Here is a 23,373-nt window from a genome sequence, read left to right on the forward strand (position 1 = left end):
GCCGAGGGCCTTGCCAAGGGTCTTGCCAAGGGGCGTACAAGGTGAGCGTGATGAGCACCGTAGAGGATCGTTCAACGATCCTTCAATACCCACGTTGTTTCGTTCCTGTGTCTGCGGTTGAATTCCGGGCATGGCAGAGCAGCTGACGGGACTGGCCGACGACCGCGCCCTCCTCGGGCGGACGAGCACCGCCGAACGGGTCTCCGACATCCTCAGGAGCCGCATCGCGGACGGTTACTTCCCGCCAGGGACCCGCCTGTCCGAGGACGGCATCGGCGGCGCGCTCGGCGTCTCCCGCAACACCCTGCGCGAGGCGTTCCGGCTGCTCACCCACGAACGCCTGCTGGTCCACGAACTAAACCGTGGTGTCTTCGTCCGGGTCCTGACCGTCGAGGACGTCGAGGACATCTACCGCACCCGCGCCCTCGTCGAGTGCGCCGTCGTACGCGGCCTCGGCGAGCCGCCGTACGCCCTGGAGAGCCTGTCGGCGGCGGTCACCGAGGGGCAGTCGGCGGCCGCCGCGGATGACTGGAAAGCGGTGGGTACGGCCAATATCCACTTCCACCGGGAACTGGTCGCCCTGGCCGGCAGCGAACGCACCGGCGAACTGATGCGCAGCGTCTTCGCGGAACTCCGCCTCGCCTTCCACGTGGTCGACGACCCCCATGCCCTGCACGAGCCGTACCTGGCCCGCAACCGGGAGATCCTGGAGTCGCTGGAGCGCGGCGACCGGCGCGGCGCCGAGCGCCTGCTGGAGACCTACCTCACGGACTCCCTGGAACGAGTGGTGGAGGTCTACCGCCGCCGGGTGGACAGCGCCCCGTGACGCGCCCCGTTCTGCAGCGCCCCTTCAGGGGCGCGGGGAACTGCGCGATCAACCCCCACCGGCCCGCACTCCGACAACCGCCCTGCAGTACCCGGCCCCACCGGCGGAGCCGTCCGCGTCGTTTGGGCCGATGTCAGACCCAGGACCTAGTCTGTGCACCGTGACTTCGCCTGCATCGACGGACACCGTGCCGCCTCAGCTCAGCGCGCGGCCGCGCCCCGCACCGGGCCCGGCCGCCGACGAGGGGCTGGCGCGGCGGCTGCGCGCGCTCGCGTGCACCGCGCCGCTGCACGACCTCGACGCGCGCAAGGCGAACCTCGCAGGCGAGTACTCGGTGTACGGCATGGCCGAGGTGGCCCTCTCCGCCATCGACCTGGTCACCCTGAACATGGACTTCGACACCGGCGCCGACCACGAGCAGATCGTCGCCCGGCTGATCCCGCGCATCTCCGCCCAGACCCCGCACCGCCCGGTCGCCGAGCACGAGCGCGTGGCCCGCTGGGTCCTGGAGAACCTGATCAACGTCGGCAGCGTCGACCGCGGCTTCCGCGCGGTCTACGGCACCTTCGCACCGGACGGGTCGTACGTCCGCCGGGACTACGACTTCAAGCTCATCGAGGAGGTGCCGGGCCCCGGCGGCACCGTGTACCTCCGTACCACCGACGAGGCGGTCAACGTCCTCGTCGGCGCCCTCGACACGGACGTCACCAGCGCCCAGATCGCCGCCGAGGTCAAGCTCGAGGTACTGATCAACCGCGGCCGGCTCGCCGACGCCCAGCTCGCCGCGGAGCAGGCCCGCTACCGGACCGTGCAGTACTCGGAGACCCTGCGCCGAGCCCTGGAGGCCACCCGGCGCAACGTCCGCGCGGTCGACTGGCTCAACGCCGTCCCCGACATGATCGCCGAGGCCCTGGACCACGTCGCCGACCGGTACCGGCACGAGAACGCGATCCTCACCAACATCCGCAAGGCCCGCGACGAGACCGAGGAGCCCGAGAACAAGCGGCGCGCCGCCGAGCTCGTCGACATCGTCAAGGACTGCATCCGGCGGCACACCCAGTTGCAGTCGCGACTGCTGGAGGCCGGGCCGCTGTTCCGCGCGGAGCAGGACCGGCAGGCGTTCGCGACGCCCATGACGACGTCGGGGACGGACCTGTACGGGCACCTTCTCGCGCCGCTGCTGCCGTTGCCGCTGGAGCAGGCGAGCCGGGTCACGGGGGCGTTCTTCGCGCGCGGGACCGGGCTGCGGACGCCGGTGTCGGTGCGGGTGGGCGACCTCGTCGACATACTGCTCACGCCGCCGGTGGAGCGGGAGCACCTGGGCGTGGAGATGCCGGAACCGGACCTCATCGCCACGCCGGACGACAGCCGGTTCAGCGAGGAGCAGCTGGCCGACGCCATGCGGCTGCTGGATCTTCCGGCTGACGCGCCGCGCCGGCTGTCGGGGTTGCTGGCGGAGGCGCGGCGGGTCGGCGGCGAGGACCTGGCCTACCTCGTCGCTCTGCTGGCGGTACACGCCGCGAGCCCGGCCGTGGGCACGGCCTACCGGCAGGGCGAGGAGAAACTGCTGTTCGCGGTGGACGACGGCACGGAGCTGGACGATCCCGGATTCGGGGGCGCCGATCTGATCGTGGGGACTGCTTTGCTGGATGCGGTGGGGATGGCTGCGGATCGGACCGAGGCCGCGTGATGTCGTGTGCCGGGTGCGGGCCGGTGGGGGTTGATCGCGCCCACGCGGCGGTAGCCGCAAATTCAACACAGCCCCGCGCCCCTTTCGGTGCGCTGCCCGCCGGCCCTGTTTTCAAGATCGAGGAGTTGTCGTAGTGAGCGAGTACGTCGAGGCTGAGGTGCCTGCCGGGTCGGCGCATGCTGCCGTCACCCCGGCCGACGCCGCCGATGCCGCGCGGCTCGTCGCCTTCGGGTTGCAGCCCAAGCTGCAGCCCGCCCGTGACCAGGAGTACACCGAGCTGCTGCGGCGCTACCGGGAGGATCCTCCGTTCGCGCGGCTCGCCGATGCCGTGGCCGCCGGGCTCGGGCTGGTGGTGCTGGAGGTGTCCCCCCGCGCGGGGATGGCCGTGGCCGCGGCCGAGGACTCGGTGTTCGCCGTTCGCATGGGCGACTACGCACGTCGCACGTCCGCGGACGGCAGTGACCGGTTCCTGCACGGGCTCGCCCATCTCGCCGTCGCCGCCCTGGCGTTCCCGCGCCCCGAGGACCTGGCCGACGACGGCTACATCGGGCGGATCACGGTCAACGGCGTCGACGCCTTCGTCCGGCAGGCCTGCCGCCGCCTGGAGGAGCGGGCCGACGAGCTGGGGGAGAACACCGACCCGGCCACCGACGCGCCCGGCCTGGAGGCCGCCTGGCGGATCTGGGCCAGACGCAGCGCCACCGGCGCCACCAAGGACGCCCGCCGGCTGGCCGGTTCCACCACCGGCATCATCGGCAAGGCGGTCGTCTTCCTCACCGACTCCGGGTTCCTCCAGCGCACCGGTGACGACCAGGGCGGCACATACCGGACGACGGCCCGCTACCAGCTCCAGGTCCGGGACATGGCCGGCAGCGCCGCCATGGCCGAGCTGCTGGAACTCGGCGTCGTCCCGATCACCGACGGCACGGCCAGTCTGATGCCCGCCGACGACACCGAGGACCTGGACCTGGTCTCCGACGCAGGTCTGCCGTTCCACTCCTGACCTGTTCCCGAGTAGTTCCCGAGCCGTCACCACCCTTTCCCACGTCTTACGAGAGTCCGCCATGTACGAGCTGTCCCGGGTCCGCCTCTACTCCATCGGGCCGGCCGGTGCGCGCTACGCCGACACCGTGCTGGACCTGCGGGGTGTCGGCGAGCCCGTGCCCGACCCCGCGCCCGCCCAGGCGGAGTTCTTCGAGGAGGAGCCGGTCGGCCCGCCGCGCCGGCCCGCGCCCGCCGGGGTGCTCTTCCTGGAGAACGGCGGCGGCAAGTCGGTCCTGCTCAAGCTGATCTTCTCGGTGATGCTGCCGGGGCACCGGAACACCCTCGGCGGCGCCAGCTCCGGAGTGCTGCGGAAGTTCCTGCTCGCCGACGACTGCGGACACGTCGCCCTGGAGTGGCAGCACACCCTCACCGGCGAGTGCGTGGTCGTCGGCAAGGTGAGCGAGTGGCGGGGACGGCAGGTCTCCAACGACCCGCGGAAGTTCGCCGAGGCCTGGTACTCGTTCCGGCCCGGCCCCGGGCTCTCGCTGGACAACCTGCCGGTCGCCGAGTCCACCGCCGTACGGCCGCCCGTCGAGGGAGCCTCCGGCGCGCAGGGGCGGCGGCGCACGATGAAGGGCTTCCGGGACGCCATCACCGAGGCGAGCAAGTTCTATCCGCATCTGGAGGTGCACTGGGAGGAGATCCACGACCGCTGGATCGAGCACCTCGGCGAACTCGGCCTGGACCCCGAGCTCTTCCGCTACCAGCGCGAGATGAACGCCGACGAGGGCGAGGCCGCCGGCCTCTTCGCGGTGAAGAAGGACTCCGACTTCACCGACCTGCTGCTGCGGGCCGTGACCGACACCCGGGACACCGACGGGCTCGCCGACCTGGTCGGCGGCTTCGGCAACAAGCTGGGCCGGCGCGCCGAGCTGATCGCCGAACGGGACTTCACCGCCGGGTCGGTGGACCTGCTCGGGCGGATCGTGGAGGCCGCGGAGGCGCGGTCACGCGCGCGTGACATCCACGCCGGCGCCGAGCGCCGAACCCGCACGCTGGCGCGCCGGTTGTCCGCGCGGGGCGTGCAGGAGCGGGTGCGCGCCGCCGACCTCGCCCAGCGGGTCACGGCCGCCGCCTACGCCGTCACGCACTCCGAGGGCGCGCGGGAACGCAGCGCGCTGATCGCCGCCGAACTCGCCTACCGGCACGCCTCCCTGGCGCTGGCCGTCGGCGAGAAGTCCGCCACCGCGCAGAAGCGCGAGCTGGCCGACGCGCGCACCCTGCACTCCGCCTGGCAGGCCGCCGAGGCCGTGCTGCGCCACCGCGCCGCCGCCGACCGCGTCGCCCGCGTGGCCGCCGCCATCCAGGAGGCCGAGCGGGACGCGGCCCCCGCCCTCGCCGCCCGTGCCAAGGCCGCCGTCGAGCTCGTGCGGGCCCTGCACGCGGCCGCCGAGAGCGCCGAACACCTCGCCAACGAGGAGGAGGAGCGGTCCGCCGCACTCCAGGAGGTCAGCGACTCCGCCCACCGGGACTCGACCTCGGCCGCCACCGAGGCACAGCGCGCCCGCAGCGAGGTCGGGCACCTCCGGCAGCGGCTCGGCGAGGTCGAGCAGGAGACCGCCGAGGCCGTCCGCGCGGGCTGGCTCGACGACAGCGCCCCGGACGCCGACCCGGCCCGGGCCGCGCTCGCGGCGAGCGACGCCGAGAAGACCGCCGTGGCCGCCTGGGACACCGCCCGCGAGGCCTCCCGCAGGGCGAGCGAGCACGCCCGCGAGGCGGCCTCCGCGGAGTCCCGCGCCGAACTCACCGCCGCCCGCGCCGCCGACGCCGCGACCGCGGCCGAGCGGACGTACGACTCCGAGAAGCGCCTGGCCGAGGGCCTGGCGGCGGAGGAGCGGCTCACCGAGCTGCTGGGTCTCACCGGCTCGCGCACCGCCATCCCGCGGCCCCGGCACGAAGACGGCGACGACAGGCTCACGCCCGAGGAACTCGACCGGTTCGCCGACGAGTTGCGGGAGCTGCTGGACGACGCCGTCGGTTCCGCCGAACGGCACCTGTTCGAGCTGCGCACCGCGGCCGCCGACGACTCCCGGATCCTCGGCGCCCTGGGCGACGGCGGACTGCTGCCGCCCGGCCCCGACGTCCTCGCCACCGTCGAGTTCCTCGGCGAACACGGCATCCCGGCCCTGCCCGGCTGGCGCTACCTCGCCCAGGCCGTCGACCCCGCGGACCACGCGCGCGTGCTCGCCGCCCGCCCCGAGCTCGTCGACGGCGTCATCATCACCGACCCCGACACGCACGCGCGGGCCCGCGAGACACTCGGCGAGGCGGCCCTGCTGCCGCGCTCCGCGGTCGCCGTCGGCACGGCCGCCGCCCTGCTCGCCCCGACCCCGCCCGCCGCCGACACCCCGGGCGACGTGTTCCTCGTACCGCCGAACCCGGCCATGCACGACGAGCACGCCGCCGACGAGGAGCGGCAGGCGCTGCGCGCGCGGGCCACCGAGCGCGACGAGGAGATCCGGGCTCTCGCCGCACGGCTCGGCAAGGACCGCGAGCTGGCCGCCCGGCTCGCCTCCTGGCGCACCGGCTGCCCGGCCGGTCGGCTCGTGGAGCTGGCGCAGGAGGCCCGGGACGCGCGGGTGTTCGCGGAGGAGTCCGAGGCCGAGCTGGCCGAGGCGCGGACCGTGCGCGCGGAGACCGAGGAGACCGCCGCCGAGGCCGCCCAGGTACGCGACGAACGGCAGGAGGCCGCCCAGCGCGCCCGGCGCGCGGCCGATGCCCTCGCCGGCCTCGCGTTCCGGCTGCGCGAACGGGCCGGCTGGCAGGTCAGGCTGCGCGAACTCGCCGACGAGGCCACCGAGTCGGAAGCCCGTGCCCAGACCTGCCTGGAGCGCGCCCGCGTCGCCGACGAGGACCGGCGCGGTGCCCAGCGCGCCGCCGACGACGCCCGCCGCACCGCCCGCGCGCTGCGCGCCGAGCGCTCCGAGATCGCCGGCGCCCCCGACGACGTGCCCGAGACCGACGAGGACGCCCCCAGGTCCTCGCTGCCCGCCCTGCGCGAGGCCTACCGGGCCGCCTCGCAGCTGTACGAGAAGGTCGGCGTCGGCGCCGACCTGCGCGCCGAGCAGGCCCGCTCGGAGGGCGACGAGAGCGCCGCGCTCGCGGAGCTGGAGCGGCTCAGCAACAAGGTCCGCACCCGCGCGGAGCAGCTGCTCCAGTCGCCGGACGGCGCCGACGGCCCCTCCCGGCAGGCCGCCGCCGCCCGCGCGGAGGAACTGGTGCAGCTCCTGGAGACCCGCATGTCGACCGCGAGCGAGCAGCTCGGGCGGCTCCGCGGCGAGGCCGAACGGCACGCCCCAGAGGACGGCGAGGCGCACACCGAGCTGCCCGAGGAGCTCCAGCCGCGCGACGCCGAGCACGCCCAGGCGCTACTGCGCACGGCGACGGCCGAACTCGCCACCCGCACCGAGGCGTTGGCCCAGGCCCGGGAGGCGCACGCCGAGCTGCTGGACACGCACCGCGCGGCCGAGGACGCGGCCGGCGGCATCGAGGAGATCGCCGCCATGCTCCGCGACCTGCTGCGCGAGCACACCGCCGAGGAGGAGCAGGAGGAGCCCGAGCCGTACCCCGGCAGCCTGGAGGAGGCCCGGCACTCCGCCGCCGAGGCCCGCAGGTCGCTGCGCGGCTGCGCCGGTGACCTGTCCGCCGCCGAGGCCGCCGTCCGCGAGGCGAGCGACGTCCTCGTGCGGCACGCCAACGCCACCCGGTACGAGGCGGTACGGACCCCCGCGCGCCAGCAGATCCGCGAACTGCCCGCCTCCGCGCTGCCCGAGCACGCCCAGAAGTGGGCGGACGCCTTCGCGCCCCGGCTGCGGGTGCTGACCGACGAACTGGCCCAGCTGGAACGGAACCGGGACTCGATCGTGGACCGGCTGCGCGGGCTCGTCGAGTCCGCGCTCGCGACCCTGCGCTCCGCCCAGCGGCTCTCCCGGCTGCCCGAGGGGCTCGGCGAGTGGTCCGGGCAGGAGTTCCTCCGCATCCGCTTCGAGGAGCCCGACCAGGCCACGCTCAGCGAGCGGCTCGGCGAGGTCGTCGACGAGGCGACCCGGGCCGCCGTGAAGAAGAACTCCGACCTGCGGCGGGACGGGATGTCCCTGCTGCTGCGGGGAGTCGCGGCCGCCCTTCAGCCGAAGGGAGTCGCCGTCGAGATCCTCAAGCCGGACGCGGTTCTGCGCGCCGAACGGGTGCCGGTGGGGCAGATGGGTGACGTGTTCTCCGGCGGACAGCTGCTGACCGCGGCCATCGCCCTGTACTGCACGATGGCCGCACTGCGGTCCAACGACCGGGGCCGGGACAAGCACCGGCACGCGGGAACGCTGTTCCTCGACAACCCCATCGGGCGCGCCAACGCGACCTACCTGCTGGAGCTCCAGCGGGCCGTGTCGAATGCGCTGGGCGTGCAACTGCTGTACACGACCGGCCTGTTCGACACGACGGCACTGGCCGAGTTCCCGCTCGTCATCCGGCTGCGGAACGACGCGGACCTGCGGGCCGGCCTGAAGTACATCAGCGTGGAGGAACATCTCCGGCCCGGGCTGCCGCAGCAGCCGCAGGCGGGAGAGGCCGTGCACAGCGAGATCACCGCCACCCGGATGTTCAAGAAGCCGTCGGCCTGACACCCGGCCGTCGGCTGACGGCCCGCGTACTCCGGCCGGTTACGGACACCCGATACGGATCCGGCGGCCTCAGGGGTGTGTCAGCTGCCCGGCCTGGCCGCCCCGCCGCCGTATCCGCTCCTGTTCACGAGCGGTGGCCCGCTCCTGCCGCCGGGCCGTGCGCCGCTCGCGGCGGAGCGTGCGGGCCGTGCTGCTCGGCTCCGAGACCACGCCGTTGCGCTGGTTCCACACCTGACGCGTCACCAGGACGTCGACCGCGCTCCAGGTGGCCACCACCGTGCTCGCCACGCTGCTGATCACCATCGGGAACGCCAGCCAGGACTCCGCCATCGTGCAGAAGAACGCCACCATGGCCAGCGTCAGCGTGACAGCGATGATGATCACCGCCCGCACCGCCGACGTCCGCACCGGATCCGGCATCCGGTACCGCTTGGCAGGCTCCTCGACCCACAACGGCCGGTACTGCGGCTGCTGTTGTCGCACCGTCGGGCGCGCCGCCGTACCGTCCTCGGGCGCCATGCGCCGCTGAGCCGTCCCCATCAAGGTGTCACTCCCCACCGCCAGGCAAGCCCTCGCACCGGTGTCCGACGACCCCGGCTCCCCAGTGGCTGCCCGGCTTGCGCTGTTTTACGCCGCCCGGATGGGAGATGCGGCACCTGTGGCCGAATCCGCACCCATCACCCGTCTACAAGGACGAACGAACTCGCCCGATGATTCCCAACCGGGGAAAAATTCCGGCCAACTGATCCTTCGTGCCGTTCCCGCCCCACTCGCGTGAAGTCGCCGCGATCGCGGTGGCAATCTCCCGCAATGCCCGGACAACTCATCCTGTCTGTCCGTCATGTCCCGGTTGCGAGGCGGAAGTTCACCGTCCGGACAGTTCTTCGAGTTATCCGTGTGACGGTAGTAGGCTCGCGCCGTTTGTTGACGTACATGTGTACCCCCGGCCGGCGGGGGTCGAGCTGGGGGAGGCCATGCGCTTTCGCGGGAAGTCGATCCGCCGGAAGATCGTGGCGCTGCTTCTCGTGCCGCTGGTGTCCCTGACGGCCGTCTGGGGCTTCGCGGCCGTGCTCACGGGACGCGAAGTCACCCACATGTTCCAGGTGTCGTCGATCGTCGAGGACATCGGCTACCCCACCGAGGACGCGGTCCGCGCTCTCCAGCAGGAACGCCGGCAGACCCTGGTCTATCTCGCCGACCCGCGGGCGTCCGACGCGCTCACCGCGCTCAACCGCACGCGGGCCGCCACCGACGAGACCGTGGCCGAACTCCGCAGGAACGCCCGGGAACAGCAGGTACGCGACGGCATGGACGCCGACGACAGCGACCGCCTCACCGCCGAGCTCGACAGTCTCGACGGCATCGACCCGCTGCGGCGCAGCGTCGAGCAGGGCACCGTGGACCGTGCCGAGGCCCTCGCCCTCTACGACGCCGTCGTCGACCCCTGCTACCTGCTGCTCGGCTCCCTCGACGGGACCGACGACGTCGAGATCGACAAGCAGGCCCGTGCCCTCGTCAACATCACCCGCGCCCGGGAGCTCGTCTCCCGTGAGGACGCCCTGCTCGGCTCCGCCCTGGTGGTCGGGAAGGTCTCCCGCGAGGAGATCCGCGAGATCTCCGACCTCATAGCCCAGCGCACCCTCCTCTACGACATCAGCCTCCCGGTGCTGCCGGCCGGCGAACGCGACCGCTTCGACCGCTTCTGGAGGAGCGCCACCACCGCCCCGCTGCTGGCCGCCGAGAAGTCCGTCCTCGCCGCCGGGTCCGGCATGCCGAACGACGTCAGCGCGAAGAGCTGGGACACCACCGCCGGCAATGTGCTCGAAGAACTGCGCACCCTCGACGACCAGGTCGGCAACCGCTTCGAGGACCGCATCCGGCCCGTCGCCGTCAACGAGTTCGTCCAGGCGGCCGTCGTCGGTGTCCTCGGCCTGGCCGCCGTGCTGTTCTCGCTGGTCGTGTCGGTCCGGGTCGGCCGCAGCCTCATCCGCGACCTGCGGCTGCTGCGCCAGGAGGCGCACGAGGCGTCCGGGGTCCGGCTGCCCAGCGTGATGCGCAGGCTGTCCACGGGCGAACAGGTCGACGTGGACACAGAGGTCCCGCGCCTGGAGTACGACAGGAACGAGATCGGCGAGGTCGGCCAGGCCCTCAACACCCTGCAGCGCGCCGCCGTGGAGGCCGCCGTCAAGCAGGCCGAGCTGCGTTCCGGTGTCTCCGAGGTCTTCGTCAACCTCGCCCGCCGCAGCCAGGTCCTGCTGCACAAGCAGCTCACCCTGCTCGACACGATGGAGCGCAGGACCGAGGACACCGACGAGCTCGCCGACCTCTTCCGCCTCGACCACCTCACCACCCGGATGCGCCGGCACGCCGAGGGTCTCGTCATCCTCTCCGGCGCCGCCCCCTCGCGGCAGTGGCGCCGGCCCGTCCAGCTGATGGACGTGGTGCGCGCCGCCGTGGCCGAGGTCGAGGACTACGAGCGTATCGAGGTCCGCCGGCTGCCCCGCGTCGCCGTCACCGGCCCCGCCGTCGCCGACCTCACCCACCTCGTGGCCGAACTCCTTGAGAACGCCACGGTGTTCTCGCCGCCGCACACCGCCGTGCAGGTCCTCGGGGACCGCGTCGCCAACGGCTTCACCCTGGAGATCCACGACCGGGGTCTCGGCATGGCGGCCGAGGCACTCCTGGACGCCAACCTCCGGCTCGCCGAGACGCCCGAGTTTGAGCTCTCCGACACCGACCGGCTCGGCCTGTTCGTGGTCAGCCGCCTCGCCCAGCGCCAGAACGTCCGCGTCTCGCTCCAGCCGTCCCCCTACGGCGGCACCACGGCCGTCGTCTTCCTCCCCGACGTCCTGCTGACCGACGACGTCCCCGACACCAACGGGGTCGGCTTCCGCCTCGACCGCGACCACCAGGCCAGGGAGGCCGATCCCCAGGAGGGCCGCGCCACCGCGCCGGCCCAGACGGCGGCAGAGCGGCCCGGGCTGCCGGCCGCGCTGCTGGACGGCCCGGTCGAGCTGGAGGCACCCGTCGACCTGGACGCCCTGGAGGACTTCCCGGGAGCCCTCACCGACGACGACAGCGAGCGCGGCGGACTGTTCCGCCCCCGCCGCTCCCTCGCCCGCGCCGACGACATCACGCCCGCCGTGACCGAACTTCATCAGCCGGCCCGCGAGACCGCGGACGGCTTCGGCGACGAGCACCCCGGCGGCCCGGTACCGCTGCCCCGGCGACGGGCCCCCAAGCTGGTCAGCTCGCACGGCAAGCCCGTCACCGAGCAGCGCTCCCGCCGCGTCGAGCCGGACGGCCGGGACGACCGGGACGGGCGGGACCGGGCGGTCCAGGGCCGCGCCGAACCGGGCGGACTCGCCCCGCTGCCCTCCCGCCGCCGCACCGACCCGTCCTCGCACCGCGCCATCGGCTCGGCCGACCGTGCCGTCGGTTCGGCCGACCGCGTCGAGGAACGCACGGCACCCCGGGCCGGCGGCCCGGCCGAACCCTCCGGACCCCCCGCCCTGCCCCGCCGCACCCGCCGCTCCGCGATCACCTCCGGCAGCGGCACCGACGACTCCGTCCCGCCCCTCGGCAGCACATCCCCGGAAGCCGGCTCCGGCACCCGGCCGCTGCCCAGGCGGGTACGGCAGGCCAACCTGGCCCCACAGCTGCGACAGGAACCCGCAGCCCCCGCCGTGCGCGAGCCGGACCCCGTCGAGCGCGACGCCGACGAGGTCCGCAGCCGCATGGCCTCGCTCCAGCGTGGCTGGCAGCGCGGCCGTGCGGAGAACGCTGAGGACGACGGTTCCCGGAACAGCACAGCACAAGGAACGACTAAGGGGGACGGTCGATGACCGATCCGAAGGCGACCGGCCACACGGCGACGAACAAGGGCGAGCTGAACTGGCTGCTGGACGAACTCGTGGACCGGGTCGCCAGCATCCGCAAGGCCGTCGTGCTCTCCGGCGACGGCCTGCCCACCGGTGTCTCCAAGGACCTCAGCAGAGAGGACAGCGAGCACCTGGCCGCCGTGGCCTCCGGCTTCCACAGCCTCGCCAAGGGCGTGGGCCGCCACTTCGAGGCGGGCAGCGTCCGGCAGACCGTCATCGAGCTCGACGACGCCTTCCTGTTCGTCACGGCCGCCGGAGACGGCAGCTGCCTTGCCGTCCTCTCCGATGCCGACTCCGACGTCGGCCAGGTCGCGTACGAGATGACGCTGCTGGTCAAGCGGGTCGGCGTACATCTGGGGTCCGTTCCGCGTACCGATCTGCCCTCGGGCGGGTAGTGGGATGACATGAGCGGAGACGGTCAGGGAAGAAGTCACTGGTTCGACGACGAGGCCGGACCGGTCGTCCGTCCGTACGCCATGACACGGGGCCGCACCACCAGTGCGGCCCAGCACCGGCTCGATCTGATCGCGGTGGTCGTCACGGAACCGCACGTGGAGGAGCCGGACGACGACCGGACGCTGTCCCCCGAGCACGTGGACATCGTCGAGCTCTGCCGCGACGCCCCGCAGTCGGTCGCCGAGCTGGCTTCGGAACTCGACCTGCCCGTCGGCGTGGTCCGGGTCCTCATCGGCGACCTCGTCGACGGGGAACTCGTCCATGTCAACCGGCCGGTACCCCCGGCCGAGCTGGTGGACGAGAGTATTCTGCGCGACGTGATCAACGGCCTCCGGGCGCTGTGACCGGCGCGGAAGCGGAGTAGTGACGTGACAGGCTGGCAGTTCTGGGTCGACCGCGGCGGTACGTTCACCGACGTCGTCGCGCGGCGCCCGGACGGCCGGCTGCTCACCCACAAACTGCTCTCCGAGAACCCCGCGCGGTACACCGACGCGGCCGTGGCGGCCGTACGCGAGCTCCTCGGCGACTCCGGCGACCCGGTCGACGCCGTCCGCATGGGCACCACGGTCGCCACCAACGCACTTCTCGAACGCAAGGGCGAGCGCACCCTCCTCGTCATCACGCGCGGCTTCCGCGACGCCCTGCGCATCGCCTACCAGAACCGCCCCCGCATCTTCGCCCGCCGCATCGACCTGCCGGAGCTGGTCTACGAACGGGTCGTCGAGGCCGACGAGCGCGTCGCCGCCGACGGCACCGTCCTGCGCGCCCCCGACCTGGACGCGCTGGCGGGCCCGCTCCGGGAGGCGTACGACGACGGGATCCGCGCCGTCGCCGTCGTCTGCATGCACAGCCATCTGTACCCCGCCCACGAGCAGGCGATCGGCGAGCTGGCCGCCCGCACCGGCTTCCCGCAGATCTCGCTGTCCAGCGAGGTCAGCCCGCTGATGAAGCTCGTCCCGCGCGGCGACACCGCCGTCGTCGACGCCTACCTGTCGCCCGTGTTGCGCCGATACGTCCGCCGGGTCGCCGACGAACTCGAAGACGTACGGCTGATGTTCATGCAGTCCAACGGCGGGCTCGCCGAGGCCGGGCAGTTCCGCGGCAAGGACGCCATCCTCTCCGGACCCGCCGGCGGGATCGTCGGCATGGCCCGGATGTCGCAGCTCGCCGGCTTCGACCGGGTCATCGGCTTCGACATGGGCGGCACCTCCACCGACGTCTCCCACTTCGCGGGCGACTACGAACGGGTCTTCACCACCCAGATCGCCGGCGTCCGGCTGCGCGCCCCCATGCTGGACATCCACACCGTCGCCGCGGGCGGCGGCTCGGTGCTCCGCTTCGACGGCTCCCGCTACCGCGTCGGCCCGGACTCGGCAGGCGCCGCCCCCGGCCCGGCCTGCTACCGGGGCGGCGGCCCGCTGGCCGTCACCGACGCCAACGTCATGCTCGGCCGGATCCAGCCGGCCCACTTCCCCCAGGTGTTCGGGCCGGGCGGGGACCAGCCGCTGGACGCCGGCCTCGTCCGCGACCGCTTCACCGGGCTCGCCCGGGAGATCCGCGAGCGGACCGGCGACGACCGCACCCCCGAACAGGTCGCCGAGGGCTACCTGAGCATCGCCGTGGCCAACATCGCGGGCGCCGTGAAGCGGATCTCCGTCCAGCAGGGCCACGACGTCACCCGCTACGCCCTCACCACCTTCGGCGGGGCCGGCGGCCAGCACGCGTGCATGGTCGCCGACTCGCTCGGCATCCGCACCGTCCTGGTGCCGCCCATGGCGGGGGTCCTGTCCGCGCTCGGCATCGGGCTCGCCGACACCACCGCCATGCGCGAACAGTCCGTCGAGGCCCCCCTGGAACCCGCCGCCATGCCCGGCATCCGCAAGACCGCCGACGACCTGGAGGCCGCGGCCCGCGCCGAACTCCTCGCCGAGGACGTCCCGCAGGACCGCGTCGAGGTCACCCGCCGCGCCCAGCTCCGCTACGACGGCACCGACACCACCCTCACCGTCGAACTCACCGAGCCCGACGCGATGAAACACGCCTTCGAAGAACGTCATCGCGCCACGTACTCCTTCACGCTCGACCGCCCGGTCGTCGTCGAAGCCCTCTCCGTGGAAGCCACCGGCATCACCGAACCCCCCGATCTCTCCGCCCTCGCCCCGTACGAGGGCGGCCCCGCCGCACCCGAGAGCGTCCGCCTCCACACCGGCGGCGCCTGGCGCGACGTCCCCCTCCACCGCCGCGAGGACCTGCCCCCCGGCGAGACCGTCACCGGCCCGGCGATCATCACCGAGGCCAGTGCCACGACCGTCGTCGACGACGGCTGGCGGGCCGCGGTGACCGACGACGGGCATCTGGTCATGGAACGCGCGACGGTCACGCAGAGTTCCGATCTCGACACGAATGCCGACCCGGTCCTGCTGGAGGTCTTCAACAACCTCTTCATGTCGATCGCCGAACAGATGGGCGCCCGGCTGGAGTCGACGGCCCAGTCCGTCAACATCAAGGAACGCCTGGACTTCTCCTGCGCCCTGTTCGACCCGGACGGGAACCTGGTGGCCAACGCCCCGCACATCCCCGTCCACCTGGGCTCCATGGGCACCAGCGTCAAAGAGGTCATCCGCCGCCGCGGCACCTCGATGCGCCCCGGCGACACCTACGCCGTCAACGACCCCTACCACGGCGGCACCCACCTGCCCGACGTCACCGTGATCACCCCGGTCTTCGCCACGCAGGGTGACCGGATCCTCTTCTACGTCGCCTCCCGCGGCCACCACGCCGAGATCGGCGGCATCGCCCCGGGCTCGATGCCCGCGAACAGCCGCACCATCGACGAGGAGGGCGTCCTCTTCGACAACTGGCTGCTCGCCGAGAACGGCCGGTTCCGGGAGGCCGAGACGCAGCGGCTGCTCGCCGGGGCGCGCTACCCCTCCCGCAACATCCGCACCAACCTCGCCGACCTGCGCGCCCAGATCGCCGCCAACCGCAAGGGCGTCGACGAAGTCGGCCGGATGATCGAGGAGTTCGGCCTCGACGTCGTCCAGGCCTACATGCGGCACGTCCAGGACAACGCCGAGGAAGCCGTCCGCCGGGTGATCGACGCCCTCGACGACGGCGCGTACGCCTACGAGACCGACTCCGGCGCGGTCATCCGGGTACGCGTGCGCGTGGACCGCGGCAACCGGCGCGCCACCATCGACTTCACCGGCACCTCCGCCCAGCTCGGCACCAACTTCAACGCCCCGTTCGCCGTCGTCAACGCGGCCGTGCTGTACGTCTTCCGCACCCTCGTCGCCGACGACATCCCGCTCAACGACGGCTGTCTGCGCCCCCTCGACATCGTCGTACCGCCCGGTTCCATGCTCGCCCCCGAACCGCCGGCCGCCGTCGTCGCGGGCAACGTGGAGACCTCCCAGGCCATCACCGGCGCCCTCTACGCGGCGCTGGGCGTCCAGGCCGAGGGCTCCGGGACCATGAACAACGTGACCTTCGGCAACGAACGCCACCAGTACTACGAGACCGTCGCCTCCGGATCCGGTGCCGGCGACGGCTTCCACGGCGCGAGCGTCGTACAGACCCACATGACCAACTCCCGGCTCACCGACCCGGAAGTCCTGGAGTGGCGGCTGCCCGTCCGCCTCGACGAGTTCGCCGTACGGCGCGGCAGCGGCGGCGCGGGCCACTGGCACGGCGGGGACGGTGCGGTGCGCCGTATCCGCTTCCTCGAACCGATGACCGTCTCCACCCTCTCCCAGCACCGCCGTGTGCCGCCGTACGGTATGGCGGGCGGCGCACCCGGCGCGCTCGGCGCCAACCGGGTGGAGCGGGCCGACGGCACGGTCACCGAACTCGGCGGCAGCGACGCCGCGGACGTCGGCCCCGACGACGTACTCGTCGTCGAGACCCCGGGCGGCGGCGGATACGGACGCCCGGCACCCGGCACCCGAACCCCTCAACGACCCCAGCAAGCAGGAGAAGAGAACGATGACCTTCGGGCGATCTGAGCGTGGCAAGCCCCCGGTCGAGCCCGTCACGCTCAAGATCCTCGTGGCCGGCGGCTTCGGCGTCGGCAAGACGACCATGGTCGGCGCGGTCAGCGAGATCAGGCCGTTGCGCACCGAGGAACTGCTCACCGAGGCCGGGCGACCGGTCGACGACACCTCCGGCGTCGAGGGCAAGCACACCACCACCGTCGCCATGGACTTCGGCCGCATCACCCTGCGCGAGGACCTGGTGCTGTACCTGTTCGGCACGCCCGGGCAGGAACGGTTCTGGTTCATGTGGGACGAGCTCGCCGAGGGCGCGCTGGGAGCCGTCGTGCTCGCCGACACGCGCCGCCTGGAGGACTGCTTCGCGGCCGTCGACTACTTCGAGCGGCGTTCCATACCCTTCCTCATCGGTGTCAACTGCTTCGAGAGCGCGGCCCGCTACCCGGTGGAGTCGGTGCGCCAGGCCCTCGACCTCGACCCGGACGTACCGGTCGTGCTCTGCGACGCCCGGGACCGCGAGTCGGTCAAGGAGGTGCTGATCGGCGTCGTCCGGCACGCGATGGCGTACGCGGCGGGCCACCGGCAGTCCGTCACCAGCTGACCGGCGGCGGCACGGCCCGTACCCCCGCCGACCGGGGTACGGGCCGTGGTCCCGGGGTGGTTACTCGCCGTCCTCCAGCCAGCCGAAGCTCTTCTCCACCGCCTTGCGCCAGTTCGCGTACTCGCGGTCGCGCACCGACGACGCCATGGCGGGCGTCCACTCCACGTCCTTCTGCCAGTGCGACTTGAGCTCGTCCAGGTCGTTCCACACCCCGGTGGCCAGGCCGGCCGCGTAGGCGGCGCCCAGGCAGGTCGTCTCGGAGACCCGGGGCCGGATCACCGGCACCCCGAGGACGTCGGCCTGGTGCTGCATCAGGAGGTTGTTCCCGGTCATGCCGCCGTCCACCTTCAGGGTCGTGATCTGCACCCCGGAGTCCTGGTACATGGCGTCCACGACCTCCCGCGTCTGCCAGCTGGTCGCCTCCAGGACCGCGCGGGCGAGGTGCGCCTTCGTGACGTACCGGGTCAGCCCGGTGACGACCCCGCGCGCGTCGGAGCGCCAGTAGGGCGCGAACAGGCCGGAGAAGGCGGGCACGATGTAGGCGCCGCCGTTGTCGTCGACGCTCGCCGCCAGCGTCTCGATCTCGTCGGCGGAGCGGATGATGCCGAGCTGGTCGCGGAACCACTGGACGAGCGCGCCCGTGATCGCGATCGAGCCCTCCAGACAGTAGACGGGCGCCTCACTGCCGATCTTGTAGCCCATCGTCGTCAGCAGCCCGTTCTTGGACGGCACTGGCCGGTCGCCGGTGTTGAGCAGCAGGAAGCTGCCCGTCCCGTAGGTGTTCTTCGCCGTGCCGACGTCGTAGCAGGCCTGGCCGAAGACCGCCGCCTGCTGGTCGCCCAGCGCGGACGCCACCGGCACCCCGGCGAGCTGGCCGACGGCGGTGCCGTACACCTCGGCGGACGACCTGATCTCGGGGAGCACCGCCTCGGGGACGTTCATCGCGGCGAGGATGGCGGGGTCCCACTGGAGGGTCTCCAGGTTCATCAGCATGGTGCGCCCGGCGTTGGTGACGTCGGTGACGTGCCGGCCGCCGTCGGGGCCGCCGGTGAGGTTCCAGATCAGCCAGGAGTCGATGGTCCCGAAGGCGATCTCGCCGCGCTCGGCCCGGTCCCGCAGCCCGGGCACGTTGTCCAGCAGCCAGGCCGCCTTGGGGCCGGAGAAGTAGCTGGCCAGGGGCAGCCCGGTCTGCTCGCGGAAGCGGTCCTGGCCGTCGCTGCCGCCGAGTTCGTGGCACAGGGCCGCGGTGCGGGTGTCCTGCCAGACGATCGCGTTGTGCACGGGCTTGCCGGTGGCGCGGTCCCACAGGACGGTCGTCTCACGCTGGTTGGTGATGCCCAGCGCGCTCAACTGGTCGGGGCGCAGCCCCGCGTTGGCGAGCGCCCCGGCTACCACGGCCTGCACCTTCGACCAGATCTCGGTGGCATCGTGCTCCACCCAGCCCGGCTTGGGGAAGATCTGGCGGTGCTCGCGCTGGTCGACGGCGACGATCGCGCCGCCGTGGTCGAAGATGATGCAACGGCTCGACGTGGTGCCCTGGTCGATTGCGGCGACGTACTTCTCGGCGGTGTCCGCCATGGCTACCCCTTGGTCGCTGGGTCGGAAGGCTGCGTGGGTGGGAGGGCCGCGGCGGGCCGGGGGCGCGTCGGGCCGGAGGACCGCGCCGAGTCAGAAGGCCGCGTTGTAGATCAGGCCCGCGAGGACCCCGCCGATCAGGGGGCCGACGACCGGGATCCAGGCGTAACCCCAGTCCGAGGTGCCCTTGTTGGGGATCGGCAGGAAGGTGTGCACGATCCGGGGGCCGAGGTCGCGGGTCGGGTTGATGGCGTAGCCGGTGGGGCCGCCGAGCGACAGCCCGATGCCGACGACGAGCAGGGAGACGACCAGCACCGTGGTGCCGGACTCGCCGAGCCCCTTGGTCAGTCCGAACGCGAGGATCGGCAGGACGAGCGCGACCGTCGCGATGATCTCGGTGACGAGGTTGGCCACCGGGTTCCGGATCTCCGGGATGGTGGAGAAGATGCCGAGCGTCGGCGTCGGCTGCTCTCCCGACTCCTCGTCGGGCACGTTGGCCTGGAACTGGGCCAGGTAGACCAGGTACGTCAGGACGGCGCCCAGGATCGCGCCGACGAGCTGGCCGAGCAGGTAGACCCAGACCCTGCCCCACTTCCCGGTGTCGACGGCGATGCCGATGGTGACGGCGGGGTTCAGCTGCCCGCCGGAGAGGGGAGCGGCGGTGTAGGCGCCGGCGAGGACGCCGAAGCCCCAGCCGAACGCGATCACCACCCACCCCGAGGCCCGGGCCTTGGAGTGTCTCAGGGTGACCGCGGCGCAGACCCCCGCACCGAACAGGATCAGGATGGCCGTACCGATGACCTCGCCGACGAATATGTCTCCGTTGCTCATGGCGGCTCCTAGGGCGCTGGCCGGGGATCGACCCCGGCGCTCCGAGCAGGAACGGTTCCCTTGGCGACGTCAGCCGAAGGCAGGGAAGGTCCCGCGCCCCGCCCGGCGTCTGTGACGAGCGTGCCGTGGCGGCCGAATCGCCCATGGGGAGCGGGCCTGGAGACAGGAGCGGCCCATGGCGCAGTGCCTGATTACGCCGAGAATGTACGGCGATGTCGACCGACACCGGAAGTTTTCACCGGCACCAGGGGAGCGTCAAGGTCGCCGACGGCAACGATGACACGCAACCCGCGCGAGAGCAGTTCTCACGGCTCCACCGCCGCGTACCCGGCCTGGGCCGGGTACGCGCCCGAGCCGCGCCGGATCTCGTACCCGGGCAGCCCCGCCCGCCCCAGCACCCAACTCGCCCCGTGCAGTGCCTTGGCGGCCTTCTTGAGCGGCGCCAGACACGCGGCCGCCTGCCGGTGGTCGGCCACCCCGCCGGGACCGCACACGACGGTGGCCAGGGACAGCGTCACCGGACGCCCGCCCGCGGACCAGGGTGCGTCGAGCAGGGTGGCGACCCGATCCAGCCCCGCCTCGTCGGCGAGCACCAGGAAGTCGTCCCCGCCGATGTGCCCCACGCGCGCGTGCCCGACGGCGGCCTCCTGCAGCGCCCACCCCACCGAACGGATCAGCTCGTCGCCCGCGGCGAACCCGGCGCCGTCGTTCACCTGCTTGAAGTGGTCGATGTCCAGCCAGCTCAGCGCGAAGACCCGGCCGTCCGCGAGCCACCGGTCCACCTCGCCCGTGATCGCGTCCGAACCGGGCAGCCGCGTCAGCGGGTTGAGCCCGGCCGCCTCCTCGACCCGGGTCTCGGCGAGTGCCCGTACGAGGTCGGCGAGGCGTACGACGCCCATGCAGCGCCCGAACCGGTCGACGACCGCCACGTCGTCCGAGGTGCGGTCCGGGCCGCCGACGGCCACCACGTCCAGCACCTCCCAGGCGGTCGCGTCGACGCCGACGGTGCGCGGTGCGTCGCCCAGCTTGAAGGCGGGGCGGTCCGCGTACAGGGCGTGCCCGTAGCGGCCGGACATCGACAGCAGGAAGCGGGAACGGTGCACCGACCGGACGGGCGTGCCCGTCTGGTCCACCAGGAGTACGCCGGAGACGTCCGGGGAGCCGGTCAGCAGCGCCCGCACCTGCAACGCGGAGGCGGTGACGGGCAGGAGCGCGGCCGGCCGGATGAACTCCCGCACGTACGGCCCGGAGTGCGGTGTCGGCACTGCGGCGGGGGCGGGCGGCGGAACGTACACCTCCGCGACCGGGATCCGGGCGGGTGGCGCGAACAGCTCGCCCTGGGCCAGCTGCGCCCCGGCCGACAGCGCCGCCGCGTACTGGAGTTCGGTCTCCACGCCCTCGACGGCCACCAGGGCGCCGAGTTCCTCGCACAGGGTGCGCATCGCCCGCACCGCGGCCGGCCGGGCGAGCAGCGAGGCGTCGAGCTTGACCAGGTCGGGGGAGAGGTCGGTGAGCAGCCGCAGCGGCACGTCCCCGTCGCCGATGCCGTCCGCGCTGATCCGGAAACCCTCGCCGCGCAGCGCCGCCACGGCCTCCAGCAGGGCCCGCTGCGGCACGTGCGTGTACGGCGGGACGATGTCCAGGGTGACCTCCCAGGGCATCCGTCCGGCCTCGCGGATCGCCTCGGGAAGCGGTCCGATGCCGCCCAGGTCGGCGAGGGTGGCCGCGAAGACGTTGATGTGCAGCGGTAGCAGGGTCTCCTTGCGGGCCGCCGCGCGCAGGGCCAGCACGGCCAGCCTGCCGTCGAGTTCGGGATCACGGCGGGCTTCGGCGAGGATGTCGCCGGTCTCGGGGCGGGCGAGGATCTCCAGTGCGGCGATCCCGCCGGTCGTCAGATTGACCACCGGCTGGAAGGCGAAACGGAGAGCATCCGTCCAGGTGCGCACGGGAGCATGATGACGCCGCCGGCGTACGCCCAGGGGCAGTTCATGAGACGTTCACGCACCCTTTCGGGGTGCTCACACGGGGTAGGGACCTCTGCTGTCACTCCCGTCCCGTCAGCGCACCGCTATCACGGACGAGCCGTGTCCGAACAGCCCCTGGTTGGCCGTGATCCCCACGCGTGCGCGCGCCACCTGCCGGTCGCCCGCCGCGCCCCGCAACTGCCAGGTCAGCTCGCAGACCTGGGCGATCGCCTGGGCCGGCACCGCCTCCCCGAAGGACGCGAGCCCACCGCTGGCGTTGACCGGTATCCGGCCGCCCGGGGCCGTCGCGCCCTCGCGCAGCAGCTTCGCCGCCTCGCCCTCGGCGCACAGCCCCAGGTCCTCGTACCACTGCAACTCCAGCGCGGTGGACAGGTCGTACACCTCGGCGAGGGACAGCTCCTCGGGGCCGACGCCCGCCTCCTCGTAGGCGGCCCGTGCGATCGACGCCCGGAAGGTCTCCGCCGCCGGCTCCACCGCCGCCGCGGAGTCCGTGGCGATGTCCGGCAGGTCCAGCACCGTGCTGGGGTAGCGCGGGGTCACCGTGGACACCGCGCGGATCCGCACCGGACGCGTCACCCCGTGCCGGCGCGCGAACTCCAGGCTGGACAGCGCCAGCGCGGCCCCGCCGTCGGAGGTGGCGCAGATGTCCAGCAGCCGCAGCGGATCGGCGACCACCTGGGAGGCGGAGACCTCCTCTGCGGTGACCCGCTTGCGGTAGCGGGCGTACGGATTGAGCGCCCCCAGGGCCGCGTTCTTCACCTTGACCAGGGCGAAGTCCTCGGGGGTGTCCCCGAACACCGCCATCCGGCGGCGCGCGTACAACCCGAAGTACGTCGGATTCGTCGCCCCCAGCAGCCGGAAGCGCAGCCAGTCGGGGTCGTCCGGCCGGTCTCCTCCGGCGGGCCGGAAGAATCCCTTGGGCGCCGCGTCCGCGCCCACCACGAGCACCACGTCCGCGAGGCCCGCGAGGATCTGGGCCCGCGCCGCGGCGACCGCCTGGGCCCCGGACGCGCACGCCGCGTACACGCTCGCGACCCGCGCCCCCTGCCAGCCCAGCGCCCTGGCGAAGGTCGCGCCCGCCACATAGCCGGGATAGCCGCCACGTACCGTGTCCGCGCCCACGATAGAGCCGATGTCCCGCCACGCGAGTCCGGCGTCCGCGAGCGCCGCGCGGGCCGCCGCCGTCCCGTACTCGACGAAGCTCCGTCCCCACTTGCCCCAGGGGTGCATGCCCACGCCGAGCACCGCCACGTCCGCCGTCATGCCGTCACCCCCGTCGGCCGCCAGTTCCAGGTCGTCCAGGTCGTCTCCGGGTCCTCGCCCAGGACTCCGAGGACGGCCTCGACCTCCATGCCCACCGCCAGATCGGCGACGGTGATCCCGGGAACCGCCTGTCCCAGCACCACGATCCGCTCGGACTCCAGCTCCACGGCGATCAACGCGTACGGCTCCCACGGAAGTTCCGGGTCACTCACATAGGGTGACGGCGGGCGGTATCTGCTGTCGGTGTACGACCAGATCCGTCCGCGCCGGGAGAGCGGGACCTCCTCCAGGTCGCCGCCCGCGCAGTGGGGGTTGCGGCAGTGGACGTCCTCGCGCGGGAAGAAGACCGATGCGCAGGCCGTACAACGGGTTCCCAGCAGCCGGAATCCGTCCCCCTCGCCCGTGAACCAGCCGTCGACCGCCGGTGTGCGTGTACGCGACAAAGCCCCTCCATGACACCAGATCTGACGGAACGTCAGAAGTGTGCCACGGGCCGCCGGAATTGGGCAGGCCGCGCCGGCGTACCCCGCGGCGCCGCCCGCATCGGCTTCCGGGTCGCCAGGTGTCGGTTCACTTCCGGAAGGGGGCGCTCCAGTGACCGTAAGACGTCGTTCTC

Annotated in this window: 15 protein-coding genes; 9 read left to right on the top strand and 6 right to left on the bottom strand. The window is 72.8% G+C overall.

Going from position 1 to position 23,373, the window contains the following annotated elements:
* Window positions 1-130 precede the first annotated feature (130 nt).
* The 4 genes from ABZ887_RS36230 to ABZ887_RS36245 all read left to right on the top strand — a co-directional run bounded on the left by ABZ887_RS36230 (window position 131) and on the right by ABZ887_RS36245 (window position 8,176).
* The gene (locus tag ABZ887_RS36230; protein ID WP_361299213.1) at window positions 131-826 is read left to right on the top strand and encodes a GntR family transcriptional regulator; all 696 of its coding nucleotides are present in this window, start codon (window positions 131-133) and stop codon (window positions 824-826) included.
* 160 nt (window positions 827-986) lie between these two features.
* Complete coding sequence (locus tag ABZ887_RS36235; RefSeq protein WP_361299216.1) at window positions 987-2,516, top strand: hypothetical protein; 1,530 nt, start codon at window positions 987-989, stop codon at window positions 2,514-2,516.
* 133 nt (window positions 2,517-2,649) lie between these two features.
* Window positions 2,650-3,519, top strand: coding sequence for a hypothetical protein (locus ABZ887_RS36240; protein ID WP_361299219.1), 870 nt, complete (start codon window positions 2,650-2,652; stop codon window positions 3,517-3,519).
* A 61-nt stretch (window positions 3,520-3,580) separates the two neighbouring features.
* A complete protein-coding gene (locus ABZ887_RS36245) occupies window positions 3,581-8,176 on the top strand; it encodes a hypothetical protein (RefSeq protein WP_361299222.1) in 4,596 nt (1,531 codons plus the stop codon).
* Between the two features lie 69 nt (window positions 8,177-8,245).
* On the opposite strand, the gene ABZ887_RS36250 is transcribed toward ABZ887_RS36245, so the two are convergent.
* A complete protein-coding gene (locus ABZ887_RS36250) occupies window positions 8,246-8,716 on the bottom strand; it encodes a hypothetical protein (protein ID WP_361299225.1) in 471 nt (156 codons plus the stop codon).
* 434 nt (window positions 8,717-9,150) lie between these two features.
* On the opposite strand from ABZ887_RS36250, the gene ABZ887_RS36255 reads away from it, so the two are divergent.
* The 5 genes from ABZ887_RS36255 to ABZ887_RS36275 are packed head-to-tail and all read left to right on the top strand — an operon-like array spanning window position 9,151 to window position 17,103.
* Window positions 9,151-12,021 (top strand): nitrate- and nitrite sensing domain-containing protein, encoded by a 2,871-nt coding sequence (locus ABZ887_RS36255; protein ID WP_361299228.1) that lies wholly within the window; start codon window positions 9,151-9,153, stop codon window positions 12,019-12,021.
* The gene (locus ABZ887_RS36260; RefSeq protein ID WP_361299231.1) at window positions 12,018-12,452 is read left to right on the top strand and encodes a roadblock/LC7 domain-containing protein; all 435 of its coding nucleotides are present in this window, start codon (window positions 12,018-12,020) and stop codon (window positions 12,450-12,452) included. The genes ABZ887_RS36255 and ABZ887_RS36260 overlap by 4 nt, the downstream gene beginning before the upstream one ends.
* A gap of 9 nt (window positions 12,453-12,461) precedes the next feature.
* Window positions 12,462-12,857, top strand: a complete 396-nt coding sequence (locus tag ABZ887_RS36265; protein ID WP_361299234.1) for a DUF742 domain-containing protein — start codon at window positions 12,462-12,464, stop codon at window positions 12,855-12,857.
* A 24-nt stretch (window positions 12,858-12,881) separates the two neighbouring features.
* Entirely contained in the window at window positions 12,882-16,517 is a 3,636-nt protein-coding gene (locus tag ABZ887_RS36270) for a hydantoinase B/oxoprolinase family protein (RefSeq protein WP_361299237.1), read from the top strand.
* Window positions 16,498-17,103: an ATP/GTP-binding protein gene (locus tag ABZ887_RS36275; RefSeq protein ID WP_361299240.1), complete on the top strand. Its 606-nt coding sequence runs from the start codon at window positions 16,498-16,500 to the stop codon at window positions 17,101-17,103. Before ABZ887_RS36270 ends, ABZ887_RS36275 begins: the two co-directional genes overlap by 20 nt.
* A gap of 60 nt (window positions 17,104-17,163) precedes the next feature.
* On the opposite strand, the gene glpK is transcribed toward ABZ887_RS36275, so the two are convergent.
* The 5 genes from glpK to ABZ887_RS36300 form a co-directional block, all read right to left on the bottom strand.
* On the bottom strand, window positions 17,164-18,681 hold the full coding sequence (gene glpK / locus ABZ887_RS36280; RefSeq protein ID WP_361299243.1) for a glycerol kinase GlpK: 1,518 nt from the start codon (window positions 18,679-18,681) through the stop codon (window positions 17,164-17,166).
* 90 nt (window positions 18,682-18,771) lie between these two features.
* On the bottom strand, window positions 18,772-19,509 hold the full coding sequence (locus tag ABZ887_RS36285; RefSeq protein ID WP_361299246.1) for an MIP/aquaporin family protein: 738 nt from the start codon (window positions 19,507-19,509) through the stop codon (window positions 18,772-18,774).
* A 305-nt stretch (window positions 19,510-19,814) separates the two neighbouring features.
* Window positions 19,815-21,455 (bottom strand): GGDEF domain-containing protein, encoded by a 1,641-nt coding sequence (locus ABZ887_RS36290; RefSeq protein WP_361299249.1) that lies wholly within the window; start codon window positions 21,453-21,455, stop codon window positions 19,815-19,817.
* 111 nt (window positions 21,456-21,566) lie between these two features.
* The gene (locus ABZ887_RS36295; protein ID WP_361299251.1) at window positions 21,567-22,757 is read right to left on the bottom strand and encodes a lipid-transfer protein; all 1,191 of its coding nucleotides are present in this window, start codon (window positions 22,755-22,757) and stop codon (window positions 21,567-21,569) included.
* Window positions 22,754-23,200 (bottom strand): zinc ribbon domain-containing protein, encoded by a 447-nt coding sequence (locus tag ABZ887_RS36300; protein WP_361299254.1) that lies wholly within the window; start codon window positions 23,198-23,200, stop codon window positions 22,754-22,756. Before ABZ887_RS36300 ends, ABZ887_RS36295 begins: the two co-directional genes overlap by 4 nt.
* Window positions 23,201-23,373: the final 173 nt, after the last annotated feature.

Origin of the sequence: Streptomyces sp. NPDC047061, from assembly GCF_040643955.1 — a bacterium.
In the GTDB taxonomy this organism is placed as follows: Bacteria; Actinomycetota; Actinomycetes; order Streptomycetales; family Streptomycetaceae; genus Streptomyces.